Genomic DNA, 13,647 nt, shown 5'->3' on the forward strand with positions numbered 1-13,647 from the left:
GGTAGGTTCCCACCATGACCCGGGTCCGAGTGCTCCTGCGTGCCGCCACCACCGCGATCCTGTTCGTCCTCGCCGTGGTCGGTGTGGGCGTGCCCGCCTCCGCCGAGGAACCGTTCCGAGTGCCCGAGCAGGTCACCGATCAGGCCGGCGCACTCGATGCCGGTGAGGTGTCCGAGGTGCAGTCCGCCGTCGACACCCTCTACGACGAGCAGGGCTTCCGGCTCTGGGTAGTCTTCCTCGACGACTTCTCGGGCCAGGCTGCCACCTCGTGGGGTGAGCGCACGGCGTCCACCAGCGACTTCGGGGACCGTGATGTGCTCATGGCGGTCGCGACGAAGGCCCGCTCGTACGTCCTGAACGTTCCCCAGGCGCTGTCGAGCATCTCGGACTCGGAGATCTCCGAACTCGAGCAGGCCTCGATCGAACCGGCGCTGCGCGAGGAGAACTGGGCGGGCGCGGCGACGGCGGCAGCCACCGGCCTGGGCAAGGCGGCGTCGACCACCGGCTCGGGATCGGCAGGTCTCTGGGTCGCCGTCGGCGTGATCCTCGTCCTCGTACTGGGCGCCTTCGCCTTCACTCGGCTGCGCGCACGGCGGCGGCGAGCCGATGCACTGGAGGCCGCCGAGCAGTTGGACGGCAGTGACCCCGCGGCCTTCGCCGCTCTCCCGCTCGACGTCCTGGACGAGCGTTCCCGCGCTCTGCTGGTGGAGACCGACGAGGCGATCCGGGCCAGTGCCGACGAGTTGTCCACTGCCGTCGGCGAACTGGGACAGGCCGCGGCTCGCCCGTTCGTCGAGGCTCTCGACGGCGCCCGCCGCGCGCTCGCGGCCGCGTTCGAGACGAGGCAGCGTCTGGACGACGCGATCCCCGAGTCGCCCGACGAGCGGCGCCAGATGCTCTTGTCGATCATTACCTCGTGCAGTGACGCGGACCGGCACCTCGACGAGAAGGTCGCCGAGTTCGACGAGATACGGAACCTGTTGATCGACGCGGACTCCCGTCTCGACGCGCTCACGCGCGGGCAGGTGGAGCAGACGGCGCGGCTGGACGCGGCGGCGGCGACCCTGACGAGCCTCGCGGGGCGGTACGACAGCTCCGTCCTCGCGCCGGTGGCGAACAACGTCGACCTGGCGAAGGAACAGCTCGAGCTCGCCGACGCGAGCATCGACGAGGGGCGTGATGCCGCCGCGCAACCGGTGGGTCACCAGGGACCGGTGGTGGCCGCGGTGCGCACCGCGGAGAGTGCGCTGTCGCGCGCCCGATCGCTGCTCGACGCCGTCGAGCACGCCGACGCCGACATCGAGGCCGCGCGCTCCGGGCTCGACGCGGCGATGGCCGACGCGGAAGCCGACATCGCGTCGGCGGACCGCCTCGCCTCGCACGGCGGAGACCGACTCGCCGCGGCACGGGCCGCCGTCGCCGAGGCGTTGGGTCGGGCACGGACCCGCGGCACGCAGGATCCGCTGGGCAGTATGAACGCCCTCGTCGCGGCCGACGCGCAACTCGACTCCGCACTCGCCGTCGCCACACAGAGCAAGGAACAGGACGACCATGCCCGCGCTCGACTGGACCGGGACCTCGCGTCGGCGCAGGCACAGGTGCGTGCCGCGAGCGAGTACATCGGCGCCCGCACCGGCGCGGTGAAGGTCCAGGCACGCACGCGGCTCGCCGAGGCCGAACGGCACGTCCAAGCCGCCCAGCAGCTGGGTGCCACGGACGCGCCACGCGCTCTGCAGCACGCCGCGGCCGCCCTGTCCCTCGCTGCGCAGGCGTCGCACCTCGCTCAGGCGGACGTCGCCGACTGGGAGGCGACACAGCGCCCTCGGCACAGCGGTGGGTACGGCGGCTCGTCCTCGGCGGGCGGCATTCTCACCGGCGTGCTCATCGACAGCGTGCTGCGGGGCGGCTTCTCGGGGGGCCGCTCGTACGGGAACCGTCGCGGCGGTGGCTACGGCGGATTCGGCGGCGGCCCGCGCTCGTTCGGTGGCTCCGGCAGCTCGGGACGCATCGGACGCTCGTCCGGCGGACGTTTCTGAGCCGGTGACCGCCCGGGTCGCGGCGAGCGCCCTCGCCCTGACTCTCCTCGTCGGCTGCGCACCGCCGCCGCCGGAGGTCCGTGCCCCGGTGAGCGCATCCGCCTACCGGAGCCGCGACGACGACGCGGTGGGCGGACAGCTTCAGGTGACGCTCACCGGCGCGTCGGAGCAGCCGGTCACCGTCCGGTCGGTCGCACTGCGTTCTCCCGGCTTCGAGACGGTCGACGCGACACCTCGCGAGATCACGCTCGACCGCGGCTCCCGCATCGACGTCACCGTGCCGTACGGAACAGCGCTGTGCGATGTCGGAGCGGAACCGGCGGCAGCGGTCGTCGAGACGAGTGACGACATCGCGGTCGAGGTGCCGCTCGCGTCGCAGAACGACACCCTGAACCGAATCCACGCCGAAGAATGTGCCGCCGCCGAACTCGCCGACATCGTCGCGGTCACCCTGGTTCCCGGCCCTCCACCGGCGGACCCCGCGGCGCCTCTGTCGGCGGTGCTCACCCTGGATCGCCGAGGCGGTGACGACCCGTTGCGCCTCGACGAGATTCGCGGCAGCCTCCTCTACGCGCTGAGCAGCGAGGAGGTGCCGGTCACGCTGGCGTCGGGAACAGCGAGCATCGACGTCCCGGTCACGCTGTCGACGGCGTCCTGCGAACCGCATGTCATCGCGGACGCCAGGAAGCCCTTCGTGTTCCCCGCGTGGATCGCAGTGGGTGACGGTGTGCCGGTCTACACCCGCATCCCGGTACCCGTGTCGGTGCAGCGCCAGTTGGTGGAGTACCAGCAGCACTCCTGTGTCCGCTGACGTGGTGTTTCAGTACTGCGCGCGAACGGGCACTCTGGAGTCACCCACCTAGCATCAGGAGCCCCACCCATGGTCGATGTCACCCGCACCTTCACCGTCACCCGATCACGGGCGGACGTGGCCGCGTACCTGCGCGACTTCGCGAACGCCACCGAATGGGATCCGGGCACCGTGGCGTGCACGCAGGCCACACCCGGACCTGTCGCCGTCGGCACGGAATGGAACAACACGTCCAAGCTGTACGGGATCTCGACCGAGCTGACGTATCGCCTCGAGGTCGACGAGCCCGGCCACATCGTTCTGAAGGGCACGAACAAGACCGCGACGAGCACCGACGACATCACGCTGAACGAGGCCGGCCCGACCTCCACCGAGATCACCTATCACGCGAATATCGAGTTCAACGGCCTCGCGAAACTGGCCGACCCGCTCGCAGGCATCGCCTTCGAGCGGGTCGGGAAAGAGACCGAGGAGCAGATGATCGCTGCTCTGCAGAAGTAGCGGTCAGCAGCCCAGCAGTCGGGTGGCGAGGTAGCCCTCGACCTGATCGAGGGCGATCCGCTCCTGTGCCATGCTGTCGCGCTCGCGGATGGTGACCGCATGGTCGTCCAGCGTGTCGAAGTCGACCGTGATGCAGAACGGGGTGCCGATCTCGTCCTGGCGACGGTAGCGGCGACCGATGGCGCCGGCGTCGTCGAACTCGACGTTCCAGTTCTGTCGCAGAGTCGCCGCGAGGTCCTTGGCCTTGGGCGTCAGGTCGGCGTTGCGGCTCAGCGGGAGCACGGCGGCCTTGACCGGCGCCAGACGACGATCGAGTCGCAGCACCGTCCGCTTGTCCACGCCGCCCTTCGCATTGGGCGCCTCGTCCTCGTGGTACGCGTCGACGAGGAAGGCCATGAGCGAACGAGTCAGTCCCGCAGCAGGTTCGATGACGTACGGCGTGTAACGCTCGTCGTTGGCCTGGTCGTAGAAGCTCAGGTCGGTGCCCGAGTGCTTCGAGTGCGTCGACAGGTCGAAGTCGGTGCGGTTGGCGACGCCCTCGAGCTCGCCCCACGCGCTGCCCTGGAACTCGAAGCGGTACTCGATGTCCACGGTGCGCTTGGAGTAGTGCGACAGCTTCTCCTGCGCGTGCTCGTACAGGCGCAGGTTCTCCGGGTCGATGCCCAGATCGGTGTACCACTTCATGCGGTAGTCGATCCAGTACTGGTGCCACTGCTCGTCCTCGCCGGGCTTGACGAAGAACTCCATCTCCATCTGCTCGAACTCGCGGGTGCGGAAGATGAAGTTGCCGGGCGTGATCTCGTTGCGGAAGCTCTTGCCGATCTGGCCGATGCCGAACGGCGGCTTCTTGCGCGACGTGGTGAGCACGTTGGCGAAGTTGACGAAGATGCCCTGCGCCGTCTCGGGGCGGAGGTAGTGCAGTCCGGCCTCGTCGTCGACAGGTCCGAGGAACGTCTTGAGCAGTCCGGAGAATGCGCGCGGCTCCGTCCAGGAACCGGGCTCCCCGGTCTCGGGATCACGGATGTCGGCTAGTCCGTTCTCCGGCGGGTGGCCGTGCTTCTCCTCGTACGCTTCGAGCAGGTGATCGGCGCGGTAGCGCTTGTGGGTGTGGAGCGACTCGACCAGCGGGTCGGAGAACGTCTCGACGTGGCCGGACGCCTCCCACACCTCGCGCGGCAGGATCACGGACGAGTCGAGACCCACCGTGTCCTCGCGGCTGGTGATCATGTTGCGCCACCACTGCTTCTTGATGTTGTCCTTCAGCTCCACGCCGAGGGGGCCGTAATCCCAGGCCGACTTGGTTCCGCCGTAGATCTCGCCACACTGGTAGACGAGTCCCCGGCGTTTGGCCAGGTTGGCGACGGTATCGATCTTGGACTTCGGTGCCACGGGGCCAGCTCTCCATCTCGGGTGGTCGGTAGTACTGCCGAGCGAGGGGGTGTCCCTCTGCTCGCGACACATCAGACTATCCGGCGACGTCCCGGTCTTCGAGCACCGGTGAGTTGACATGCACGTCCGCGCATATCAGAGTAGATGTCGAAAGTGGTTACTGTTTCCATTAAGCACCACCCCACAGTGCAGGAGGACCTTCATGAGCATCGACGACACGGTGGTCCCTCCCGCGGCTCCGAGCCCCGTTCCGCTGCCGTCCAAGGACGTGCTGGGCGGCGCGGGCGACCTGCTGCGTGCACTCGCCGCTCCGGTGCGCATCGCGATCGTGCTGCAACTGCGCGAGTCGGAGCGGTGTGTGCACGAGCTGGTCGGTGCACTGGGCGTCACGCAGCCCCTCATCAGCCAGCACCTGCGTGTCCTCAAGGCCGCGGGCGTCGTCCGCGGTGAGCGTGCCGGACGCGAGGTCCTGTACCGCCTGGTGGACGACCACCTCGCCCACATCGTCGTCGACGCCGTCGCCCACGCTCAGGAGGAGAACCACTCGTGACCGCTCCCCGCACCATCGGTGTGCGCTCGACCAAGCAGCGCAGCGCCATCTCCGAACTGCTGGAGACCGTCGACGAGTTCCGGTCGGCGCAGGAGCTGCACGACGAACTGCGCAAGCGTGGCGACGGTATCGGCCTCACCACCGTCTACCGCACCCTGCAGGCCCTCGCGGACGCCGGCACCATCGACGTCCTGCGGACCGATTCCGGTGAGTCCGTCTACCGCCGGTGCTCCGACGGTCACCACCACCATCTGGTGTGCCGCGACTGCGGCTTCACCGTCGAGGTGGAAGGTGCCGCCGTGGAGCGCTGGACCAAGTCGGTGGCGTCGAAGCACGGTTTCAGCGACGTCAGCCACACCGCCGAGATCTTCGGCACCTGCAGCGAGTGCGCCGCGCGATGAGTCACGGCACCAGGCCGACGCGCGCCTTCTCCACACCCGAGAGCACCAGGACGAGCATCGTCATGAGTGGTTCGTCGTCGAGACCCGACGCCGGGAACGTGTAGCGCATCACGACGTCGGCCTGCGACCCGTGCGTCGTGAGCGAGATCGAGCCGAACTGGGACTCGCTGTTGCGCACCGCCACTCGCGCCCGCAGCGTTCCCGACGACGGACGGTCCCAGGCCAGCACGGCCGTCAGAGCGAGCACCTCGAGTCCCGGACTCAGAGCGACCGCACGCAGCGAGCAGAGTGCGCCCGCGTAGCTGAACCCGAGCGATCCGTCGTCGCCCACGGACACGTCCGCGAACTGTCCGAGTGCCAGCCGGGCCCGGTCCTGCAGGGCCGCCACGATGTCCTGCTCCGTCATTTCACACCACCGAATCTGCGGTCACGCGAGGCGTACTCGACGCACGCGGCCCACAGGTCGCGGCGATCGAAATCGGGAAAGAGCTTCTCCTGGAACACCATCTCCGCGTACGCGGACTGCCAGATCAGGAAATTGGACGTGCGCTGCTCGCCGGACGGCCGCAGGAAGAGATCGACGTCGGGCATGTCCGGTTCGTCGAGGTACTTCGCGAAGGACGCCTCGGAGATCTTGTCGGGATCGAGCTGTCCGGCTGCTGCGCGACGGGCGATCTCGCGGGCTGCGTCCACGATCTCGGCGCGGCCGCCGTAGTTGACGCACATCGTCAGCGTCATGACGGTGTTGTCCTTCGTGAGCTCCTCGGCCGTCTCGAGTTCGTTGATGACGCTGCGCCACAGACGCGGTCGGCGCCCCGCCCAGCGGACGCGCACCCCCATCTCGTGCATCTCGTCGCGGCGGCGGCGGATGACGTCGCGGTTGAAGCCCATGAGGAACTTCACCTCGTCCGGGCTGCGACGCCAGTTCTCCGTCGAGAACGCGTAGGCGGACAGCCACCGCACACCGATGTCGATGCATCCGCAGACCGTGTCCATGAGGACGGCCTCGCCGCGCTCGTGACCGGCGGTGCGGGGCAGTCCGCGATCCTGCGCCCAGCGCCCGTTGCCGTCCATGACGAGCGCAACGTGGCGGGGAATCAGCTCCGGCTGCAGGATCGGCGCGCGGGCACCGGACGGGTGCGGATCGGGCGCGCGGACCTCACGCCGGGTGGGCTGCTCGCGTGGACTTCGACGGATCACGGGTCTCATCCTGCCCGACCGGAGTTTCTCCGGCAGGTGCGGACCCGGCGGTCCCGGACCCGCCACTGCGTTCGACGAACGGGAGCGTCCGCAGTTGCCGTTCGAGATGCCACTGCAGGTGCGCGGCCACCAGACCGCTCGCCTGCACGCGCATCGAGTCGGTCGACGCCTCGGTACCCGCCCAGTCGCCGCTCTGCAGGGCCGACATCAGGTCGAGCACACCCACCGAGGGTGTGCTGGACCCGGCGGGGCGACAGTGGGTGCACACCGCTCCCCCGGCGGAGACGTGGAACGCGCGATGCGGACCGGGCGCAGCGCACGTCGCGCACTCGTCCAGCGACGGAGCCCACCCGGCGAAGTTCATCGCCCGCAGCAGGAACGCGTCCAGCACCAGTTCCGAGTCGCGAGCCCCGGAGGCCAGGGTGCGCAGCGCGCCGACGGTCAGGTGATGCAGACGAGGCGCCGGAGCATGCTCCTCACCCGCCAGTCGCTCGGAGGTCTCGAGGACGGCGCACCCGGTGGTGTAGCGGCCGTAGTCGGCGACGATGTCGGACGCGAACGACTCGACGGTCTGTACCTGGGTCACGATGTCGAGGTTGCGACCGGGATACAGCTGCACGTCGATGTAGGCGAACGGCTCGAGCCGGGCGCCGAACTTCGACGTCGTGCGGCGCACGCCCTTCGCTACTGCGCGCACCAGTCCGTGGCGGCGGGTGAGGAGCGTGACGATGCGGTCGGCCTCACCGAGCTTGTGCTGGCGCAGGACGACGGCATGATCGCGATACGACCTCACACTCCACCTCTGCTCGCCGGCACCATGTCATTGTCCCACGCAGGACGACCGGGCGAGGTCAGGGAGCGCCGAGCTCGGCCTGCAGATTCGCCAGCGTCCGCGCGATGTTGCGGCGCTGGAAGGACGCGAAGGAACTGCCCCCGGTGGCCACCTTGTCGAACAGCGCGGCCACCGCGTCGGGCCACGGCCGATCGTCCGTCCACGTCTCGGTGACGCGGGTGCCGCCGTCCACGGGTGCGAAGCTGTACTCCCAGCTCGCGTTCCGTGCGCGGACGATCGGCTTGCCGGGTCCGATGACCTCGACCCGGAACGCGAACCGCCGTGCGGGATCGGCGGCCGTCACCACGCACCGCGTGCTCCACGTCGCCCGGCCGCGCTTGTTGCGGCCGACGAACGTCATACCCTCGTAGGTACCTCCACGGCGCGGCTCGTCCACCACCGCTCCCGTGTTCTCGGGGCTCCACCGATGCGTCTGTGTCGGGTCGCTGACCAGGGCGTAGACCTCGTCGGGCGATGCCGCGACGTCGACGTGATCGGACACGGTGCGAGTTCTCGTCATGGCCTCACGCTAGGCGACGGGTACGGAATCGTCGGCGCGGGTAGACAGGAGTGGAAGCGCGTCGTCCGACCGGTCGTGTCGGCGCCGCGCACTACCCTCGACCAGAGGGGCACGCGCGACATGAAGGAGTGACGGATCGATGACACGCACACACGACTCTCGGGACTACGACGAGGCCGACCTGTCGATCGAGAAGCCGAAGACACATGCCGCCGGTCCGACAGCCGTCGCCGTCTCGATGAAGCGCTCGCTCGAGCGCATGGGCCCGGTGCGGACAGCACGGACCCTGCTCGACCTGAACCAGGCGGAGGGCTTCGACTGCATGAGCTGCGCGTGGCCCGATCCGGATCCGGGTCACCGTCACGCCGCGGAGTTCTGCGAGAACGGCGCGAAGGCCGTCGCCGAGGAAGCCGACAAGCGCCGCGCCACCCCGGAGTTCTTCGCGCGCCACAGCATCGCCGACCTCGACTCGCACAGTGAGCACTGGCTCGGTCAGCAGGGACGCATCACGCACCCGATGGTCAAGCGGTCGGGCGGCACCCACTACGAGGCGATCGGGTGGGACGAGGCTTTCGACCTCATCGGCGAGGAGCTGCGCTCGCTGCACCCGGACGAGGCCACGTTCTACACGTCGGGCCGCGCGTCGAACGAGTCCGCGTTCGTGTACCAGCTCTTCGTTCGCGCGTACGGCACCAACAACCTGCCGGACTGTTCCAACATGTGTCACGAGTCCACGTCGTTCGCCCTGCAGGAGTCGATGGGCATCGGCAAGGCCAGCGTCGTGCTCGACGACGTGTACGGCGCGGACCTCATCATCCTGGCCGGACAGAACCCGGGCACCAACCACCCGCGCATGCTGTCCGCGCTGGAGAAGGCCAAGCAGAACGGCGCCAAGATCCTGGCGATCAACCCGTTGCGCGAAGCCGGCCTCATCAACTTCAAGAACCCGCAGACCCCGCGGGGCATGGTGGGACCCGGCACCGATCTCGAGGACATGCACCTGCCGATCCGCATCAACGGCGACCTGGCGCTCTTCCAGGCCATCGGCAAGCTGCTGGTCGAGTGGGACGCCCTCGATCACGAGTTCATCGAGAAGTACACCAACAACTTCGATCTGTGGAAGCAGCACGTCTCGGCGGTCGACTGGGACGAGGTGGAGACGGTCACCGGTCTCTCCCGAGCCCAGATCACAGACGCAGCGAAGCTCCTGCGCGACTCGAAGGCCACCGTCTTCTGCTGGGCCATGGGCATCACGCAGCACCGCAACGCCGTGAACACCGTCAAGGAGATCACCAACCTCGCGTTCGCTCAGGGCAACATCGGTAAGCCGAACGCGGGTGTGCTGCCCGTGCGCGGTCACTCGAACGTGCAGGGCGACCGCACGATGGGCATCTGGGAGCGGGTACCGAAGCACTTCCTCGACGCACTCGAGAGCGAGTTCGGCTTCGATCCGCCCCGCGAGAACGGTCTCGACACGATCGACTCGATCCGCGGGATGCGCGACGGCAAGGTGAAGTTCTTCCTCGGTCTCGGCGGCAACTTCGCCCAGGCCACGCCGGACAGCACCGTCACCTTCGATGCCATGCGCAAGACGAACATGACGGTGCACATCTCGACGAAGATCAACCGCTCGCACCTCGTCACCGGGGACGTGGCGCTGATCCTGCCGACCAAGGGCCGCACCGAGAAGGACATCCAGGCCAGCGGGCCGCAGTGGATCAGCGTCGAGGACTCGACGTGCTCGGTGCACTCCTCCCGCGGTCCGCTCGATCCGCCGAGCCCGCACGTCAAGTCCGAGGTCGAGATCATCACGCAGATCGCGGAAGCCACGATCGGCGACCGGTACGGTCTCGACTGGAAGGGCATGCGCGACGACTACCGCACCATCCGTCAGCACATCTCGCGGGTGGTTCCGGGATGCCAGGGCTACGAGGTCAACGCTCGGCGCCCCGGAGGCTTCGTCCTCCCCCACCCGCCGCGGGACTCGCGGACCTTCCAGACGGAGTCCGGCCTCGCCGAGTTCTTCGTCTCGCCCATCGAGGCTCTGCAGGTGCCGCCGAAACATCTTCTGCTGCAGACGTTCCGGAGCCATGATCAGTTCAACACCACGATCTACGGACTCAGCGACCGGTACCGGGGAATCGAGGGCGGCCGCCGCGTCGTGTTCGTCAACCGCGGCGACATCGCGGAACTCGGCATGAAGGACGGCGACTTCGTCGACATCACCACCAAGTGGGACGACGACGACGTGGTGCGCGTCGCCGAGAACTTCCGGATCGTCGAGTACCAGACGCCCAAGGGGTCCGCAGCCGCCTACTACCCGGAGACCAACCCGCTGGTTCCGCTGGACTCGTCGGCGACCGACAGCAACTGCCCCACGTCGAAGTCGATCGTCGTCTCGTTGAGTCCGGCCAGGGCCGGCAGCCCGGGAGTGGGGCACGGCGGCCAGGACGCCATGCGCTCCGACGAGCACCACAAGACCCAGACGGAGCCTGAGCACCTGTCCTGAACCTGCACCCGGCTACCGTGTCGCGACGATCGATCGCGGCACGGTAGCGCGGGGTCAGAAGCCCAGCTTGCCCATCTGCTTGGGATCGCGCTGCCAGTCCTTGGCCACCTTGACGCGGAGGTCGAGGTAGATGCGGGTGCCGAGCAGCTTCTCGATCTGACCGCGAGCCGCGGTGCCCACGTCGCGCAGTCGGGCCCCACCCTTGCCGATGACGATCGCCTTCTGCGACTGACGTTCGACGTAGAGAATGGCGTGCACGTCCAGCATCGTGTCCGACCCCTCGCGGGGCCCGACCTCCTCGATGACCACGGCGAGGGAGTGCGGGAGCTCGTCGTGCACTCCCTCGAGCGCTGCCTCCCGGATCAACTCGGCCATGAGGGTCTCCTCCGGCTCGTCCGTCAGCTCACCGTCGGGGTAGAACGCAGGCCCGGGCGGCAGCACCTTCGCGAAGACGTCGACGACGACCTCCACCTGCTCGCCGGACGCGGCGGACACGGGGACCACCTCGCAGTCGGGACCGAGCAGGTTGGAGACGGCGATCAGCTGCTCCATGACGCGCTGCTTGGAGACCTTGTCGATCTTGGTCACCAGACCGACCAGCGCTGTCCTGCCCGCGTTGTGGCGGACCTGCTCCAGGATCCAGCGATCGCCGGGGCCGATCTTCTCGTCCGCCGGGATGCAGAGACCGATGGCGTCGACCTCCGAGTAGGTGTCGCGCACCAGGTCGTTCAGACGCTGCCCGAGCAGGGTCCTCGGCCGGTGCAGACCCGGGGTGTCCACGAGGATCAGCTGCGCGTGGTCCCGGTGCACGATGCCCCGAATGGTGTGGCGTGTGGTCTGGGGCCGGGAGGACGTGATGGCGATCTTGGCCCCCACCAGGGCATTCGTCAGGGTGGACTTGCCGGTGTTGGGCCGTCCGACGAAGCACACGAACCCGGAGTGGAAATCGTCAGTCTCGGTCATGGTCGATCTCGTCTCTCTCGTCCGACGACTCGGAGTGCTCGTCGTCGGCGTCCGGTTCGGGAAGCTTCTCGGCGGTCACGGTGCTCACGCGCACTCGTCCGCGCGCATCGGAGCCGCCCTCGGCCACCAGGATCAACCCGTGTGCCTCGACTCGGGCGCCCGGCAGCGGGACGCGCCCGATCTCGTAGGACAGCAGGCCGCCGACGGTGTCCACCTCGTCGTTGTCGATCTCGATGTCGAACAGTTCGCCGAGGTCCTCGAGAGGAAGCCGGGACGACACCCGGAAGCGGCCGTCCTCGAGTTCCTCGATCGGGGCCACCTCATCGGTGTCGTACTCGTCCGCGATCTCGCCGACGATCTCCTCGAGCACGTCCTCGATGGTGACGAGTCCGGCGACGCCGCCGTACTCGTCCACCAGGACGGCCATGTGCTTGCGGTCCCTCTGCATCTCGGCGAGCAGGCTGTCCAGCGGCTTGGAGTCCGGGACGAACACCGCGGGACGCATGACCTCGTCGACACGCACGCTGCGACCACCGTCGGACGACGTGTACGTCTGTTGCACGAGGTCTTTGAGGTAGACGACGCCGAGGATGTCGTCGACGTTCTCGCCGATCACCGGGATCCGCGAATGCCCGCTCCGCACGGCGAGGGTGGTCGCCTGTCCGGCGGACTTGTCACGCTCGATCCACACCATCTCGGTGCGCGGCACCATCACCTCGCGTGCGGAGGTGTCGCCGAGCTCGAACACGGACTGGATCATGCGGCGCTCGTCGTCGGCGACCACGCCGCGCTCCTGCGCCATGTCGACCAGTTCCCGCAGTTCGATCTCGGAGGCGAAGGGACCGTTGCGGAAGCCGCGGCCGGGCGTGATCGCATTGCCGACGAGAATGAGCAACCGGCTCACCGGGCCCAGCAGGATGCCGATGGCGCGCAGCGGGTAGGACGACCCCAGCGAGATGGAGTACGCGTGCTGGCGGCCGAGTGTGCGGGGCCCCACGCCGATGACGACGTAGTCGACCACCACCATGACGCCGGCGGCGATGGCCAGTGCCTGCGCCGGCGCGAGCAGGTCCAGCAACGCTCCGGCGAGCAGAACCGTGGACCCGATCTCGCACAGGATGCGCAGCAGCACCATCAGATTGACGTACCGCGGACGATCCTCGAGGATGCGGAGCAGTTCGCTCGCCCCGCCCCGAGATTCCTTCACCATCTCCTCGACGCGTGCTGAGGAGACGGTGTTGACGGCGGAGTCGATGGCGGCGAAGAGGCCACCGAGAGGGACGAGGACAACCGCGAGCACGATCAGTGCCGGAGCGCTGGTCACCGGGTCGACTCACCACCGGCATCGGTCCGGGGATTCGCGAAGCCGGTGCTGCCCAACAATTTCGCGTCTCGCGCAGCCGACAGAGCGTCGCGCTCGGCCTGGCGCAGACTCTCGTACCAGTCCTCGAGGATGCTGTTCTGCAGGCCGAACATCTCCTTCTCCTCGTCCGGCTCCGCGTGGTCGTAGCCGAGGAGGTGCAGCACACCGTGCACGGTGAGGAGTGCGAGTTCGTGCTCGAGCGGGTGCCCGGCCTTCTCGGCCTGGTCCGCCGCGAACGACGGGCACAGCACGATGTCTCCGAGCATCGACGGACCGGGGTCCGGTGAGTCCGGGCGACCGCCCGGCTCGAGCTCGTCCATCGGGAACGACATCACGTCGGTGGGACCTGGCAGGTCCATCCAGCGCATGTGGAGATCGGCCATGGTGGCGGAGTCGACGAGGACCATGGACAGCTCGGCTGCCGGGTGCACGTCCATCTGCGCGATGGCGTAGCGCGCGACCGCGATCAGATCCTCTTCTCCGACGTCCATCCCGGATTCGTTGGAGACCTCGATGCTCATGCGAACACCGTACTAGTGCGCGGCGACGCCCCCGTGCCCGTGCACGCCCAC

14 protein-coding genes are annotated in these 13,647 nt (G+C 68.4%); 6 read left to right on the forward strand and 8 right to left on the reverse strand.

What is annotated here, in order from left to right; translation table 11 throughout:
- The first annotated feature begins 14 nt into the window (after nucleotides 1-14).
- The 3 genes from HQ314_RS04200 to HQ314_RS04210 all read left to right on the forward strand — a co-directional run bounded on the left by HQ314_RS04200 (nucleotide 15) and on the right by HQ314_RS04210 (nucleotide 3,348).
- Nucleotides 15-2,036 carry a TPM domain-containing protein gene (locus HQ314_RS04200; RefSeq protein WP_222649320.1) on the forward strand — a complete coding sequence of 674 codons (2,022 nt, stop codon included), beginning with the start codon at nucleotides 15-17 and terminating at the stop codon, nucleotides 2,034-2,036.
- A 4-nt stretch (nucleotides 2,037-2,040) separates the two neighbouring features.
- Nucleotides 2,041-2,847 (forward strand): hypothetical protein, encoded by an 807-nt coding sequence (locus tag HQ314_RS04205; RefSeq protein WP_222649321.1) that lies wholly within the window; start codon nucleotides 2,041-2,043, stop codon nucleotides 2,845-2,847.
- A gap of 69 nt (nucleotides 2,848-2,916) precedes the next feature.
- Nucleotides 2,917-3,348, forward strand: a complete 432-nt coding sequence (locus HQ314_RS04210) for an SRPBCC family protein (protein ID WP_222649322.1) — start codon at nucleotides 2,917-2,919, stop codon at nucleotides 3,346-3,348.
- Between the two features lie 3 nt (nucleotides 3,349-3,351).
- On the opposite strand, the gene HQ314_RS04215 is transcribed toward HQ314_RS04210, so the two are convergent.
- On the reverse strand, nucleotides 3,352-4,737 hold the full coding sequence (locus HQ314_RS04215; RefSeq protein WP_027505730.1) for a glycine--tRNA ligase: 1,386 nt from the start codon (nucleotides 4,735-4,737) through the stop codon (nucleotides 3,352-3,354).
- Between the two features lie 202 nt (nucleotides 4,738-4,939).
- Between HQ314_RS04215 and HQ314_RS04220 the strand changes: the two genes are divergently transcribed.
- Together HQ314_RS04220 and HQ314_RS04225 are read left to right on the forward strand one after the other, a co-directional pair.
- Nucleotides 4,940-5,287 (forward strand): metalloregulator ArsR/SmtB family transcription factor, encoded by a 348-nt coding sequence (locus tag HQ314_RS04220; RefSeq protein WP_027505729.1) that lies wholly within the window; start codon nucleotides 4,940-4,942, stop codon nucleotides 5,285-5,287.
- Nucleotides 5,284-5,688 (forward strand): Fur family transcriptional regulator, encoded by a 405-nt coding sequence (locus tag HQ314_RS04225; protein ID WP_027505728.1) that lies wholly within the window; start codon nucleotides 5,284-5,286, stop codon nucleotides 5,686-5,688. The genes HQ314_RS04220 and HQ314_RS04225 overlap by 4 nt, the downstream gene beginning before the upstream one ends.
- 1 nt (nucleotide 5,689) lies before the next feature.
- Here the strand turns inward: HQ314_RS04225 and HQ314_RS04230 are convergent, their stop codons facing one another.
- From HQ314_RS04230 to HQ314_RS04245, 4 genes are read right to left on the reverse strand one after another with little or no spacing between them, the layout of a single operon-like run.
- Nucleotides 5,690-6,094 (reverse strand): hypothetical protein, encoded by a 405-nt coding sequence (locus tag HQ314_RS04230; RefSeq protein WP_027505727.1) that lies wholly within the window; start codon nucleotides 6,092-6,094, stop codon nucleotides 5,690-5,692.
- Nucleotides 6,091-6,897, reverse strand: a complete 807-nt coding sequence (locus tag HQ314_RS04235) for an isoprenyl transferase (protein ID WP_027505726.1) — start codon at nucleotides 6,895-6,897, stop codon at nucleotides 6,091-6,093. Before HQ314_RS04235 ends, HQ314_RS04230 begins: the two co-directional genes overlap by 4 nt.
- A complete protein-coding gene (gene recO, locus HQ314_RS04240; RefSeq protein WP_027505725.1) occupies nucleotides 6,848-7,681 on the reverse strand; it encodes a DNA repair protein RecO in 834 nt (277 codons plus the stop codon). The genes HQ314_RS04235 and recO overlap by 50 nt, the downstream gene beginning before the upstream one ends.
- Nucleotides 7,682-7,739: 58 nt before the next feature.
- Entirely contained in the window at nucleotides 7,740-8,240 is a 501-nt protein-coding gene (locus tag HQ314_RS04245) for an SRPBCC family protein (protein ID WP_056445781.1), read from the reverse strand.
- Nucleotides 8,241-8,379: 139 nt separating this feature from the next.
- On the opposite strand from HQ314_RS04245, the gene HQ314_RS04250 reads away from it, so the two are divergent.
- On the forward strand, nucleotides 8,380-10,749 hold the full coding sequence (locus tag HQ314_RS04250; RefSeq protein WP_027505723.1) for an FdhF/YdeP family oxidoreductase: 2,370 nt from the start codon (nucleotides 8,380-8,382) through the stop codon (nucleotides 10,747-10,749).
- Nucleotides 10,750-10,803: 54 nt separating this feature from the next.
- Here HQ314_RS04250 and era read toward each other — a convergent pair whose 3' ends face one another.
- From era to ybeY, 3 genes are read right to left on the reverse strand one after another with little or no spacing between them, the layout of a single operon-like run.
- Nucleotides 10,804-11,712, reverse strand: a complete 909-nt coding sequence (gene era / locus HQ314_RS04255) for a GTPase Era (protein WP_027505722.1) — start codon at nucleotides 11,710-11,712, stop codon at nucleotides 10,804-10,806.
- Nucleotides 11,699-13,036 (reverse strand): hemolysin family protein, encoded by a 1,338-nt coding sequence (locus HQ314_RS04260; RefSeq protein ID WP_222649323.1) that lies wholly within the window; start codon nucleotides 13,034-13,036, stop codon nucleotides 11,699-11,701. Before HQ314_RS04260 ends, era begins: the two co-directional genes overlap by 14 nt.
- On the reverse strand, nucleotides 13,033-13,596 hold the full coding sequence (ybeY, locus tag HQ314_RS04265; protein WP_027505720.1) for an rRNA maturation RNase YbeY: 564 nt from the start codon (nucleotides 13,594-13,596) through the stop codon (nucleotides 13,033-13,035). Before ybeY ends, HQ314_RS04260 begins: the two co-directional genes overlap by 4 nt.
- Nucleotides 13,597-13,647 lie beyond the last annotated feature (51 nt).

Origin of the sequence: Rhodococcus sp. BP-332 (assembly GCF_019836065.1) — a bacterium.
GTDB lineage: Bacteria > Actinomycetota > Actinomycetes > Mycobacteriales > Mycobacteriaceae > Rhodococcoides.

Bases quoted from the DNA above. Each gene is read 5' to 3' on its own strand.
- HQ314_RS04230 (WP_027505727.1), bottom strand. From the start codon at position 6,094: ATGACGGAGCAGGACATCGTGGCGGCCCTGCAGGACCGGGCCCGGCTG.
- HQ314_RS04220 (WP_027505729.1), top strand. From the start codon at position 4,940: ATGAGCATCGACGACACGGTGGTCCCTCCCGCGGCTCCGAGCCCCGTT.
- HQ314_RS04235 (WP_027505726.1), bottom strand. From the start codon at position 6,897: ATGAGACCCGTGATCCGTCGAAGTCCACGCGAGCAGCCCACCCGGCGT.
- HQ314_RS04210 (WP_222649322.1), top strand. From the start codon at position 2,917: ATGGTCGATGTCACCCGCACCTTCACCGTCACCCGATCACGGGCGGAC.
- era (WP_027505722.1), bottom strand. From the start codon at position 11,712: ATGACCGAGACTGACGATTTCCACTCCGGGTTCGTGTGCTTCGTCGGA.
- HQ314_RS04200 (WP_222649320.1), top strand. From the start codon at position 15: ATGACCCGGGTCCGAGTGCTCCTGCGTGCCGCCACCACCGCGATCCTG.
- HQ314_RS04250 (WP_027505723.1), top strand. From the start codon at position 8,380: ATGACACGCACACACGACTCTCGGGACTACGACGAGGCCGACCTGTCG.
- HQ314_RS04245 (WP_056445781.1), bottom strand. From the start codon at position 8,240: ATGACGAGAACTCGCACCGTGTCCGATCACGTCGACGTCGCGGCATCG.
- ybeY (WP_027505720.1), bottom strand. From the start codon at position 13,596: ATGAGCATCGAGGTCTCCAACGAATCCGGGATGGACGTCGGAGAAGAG.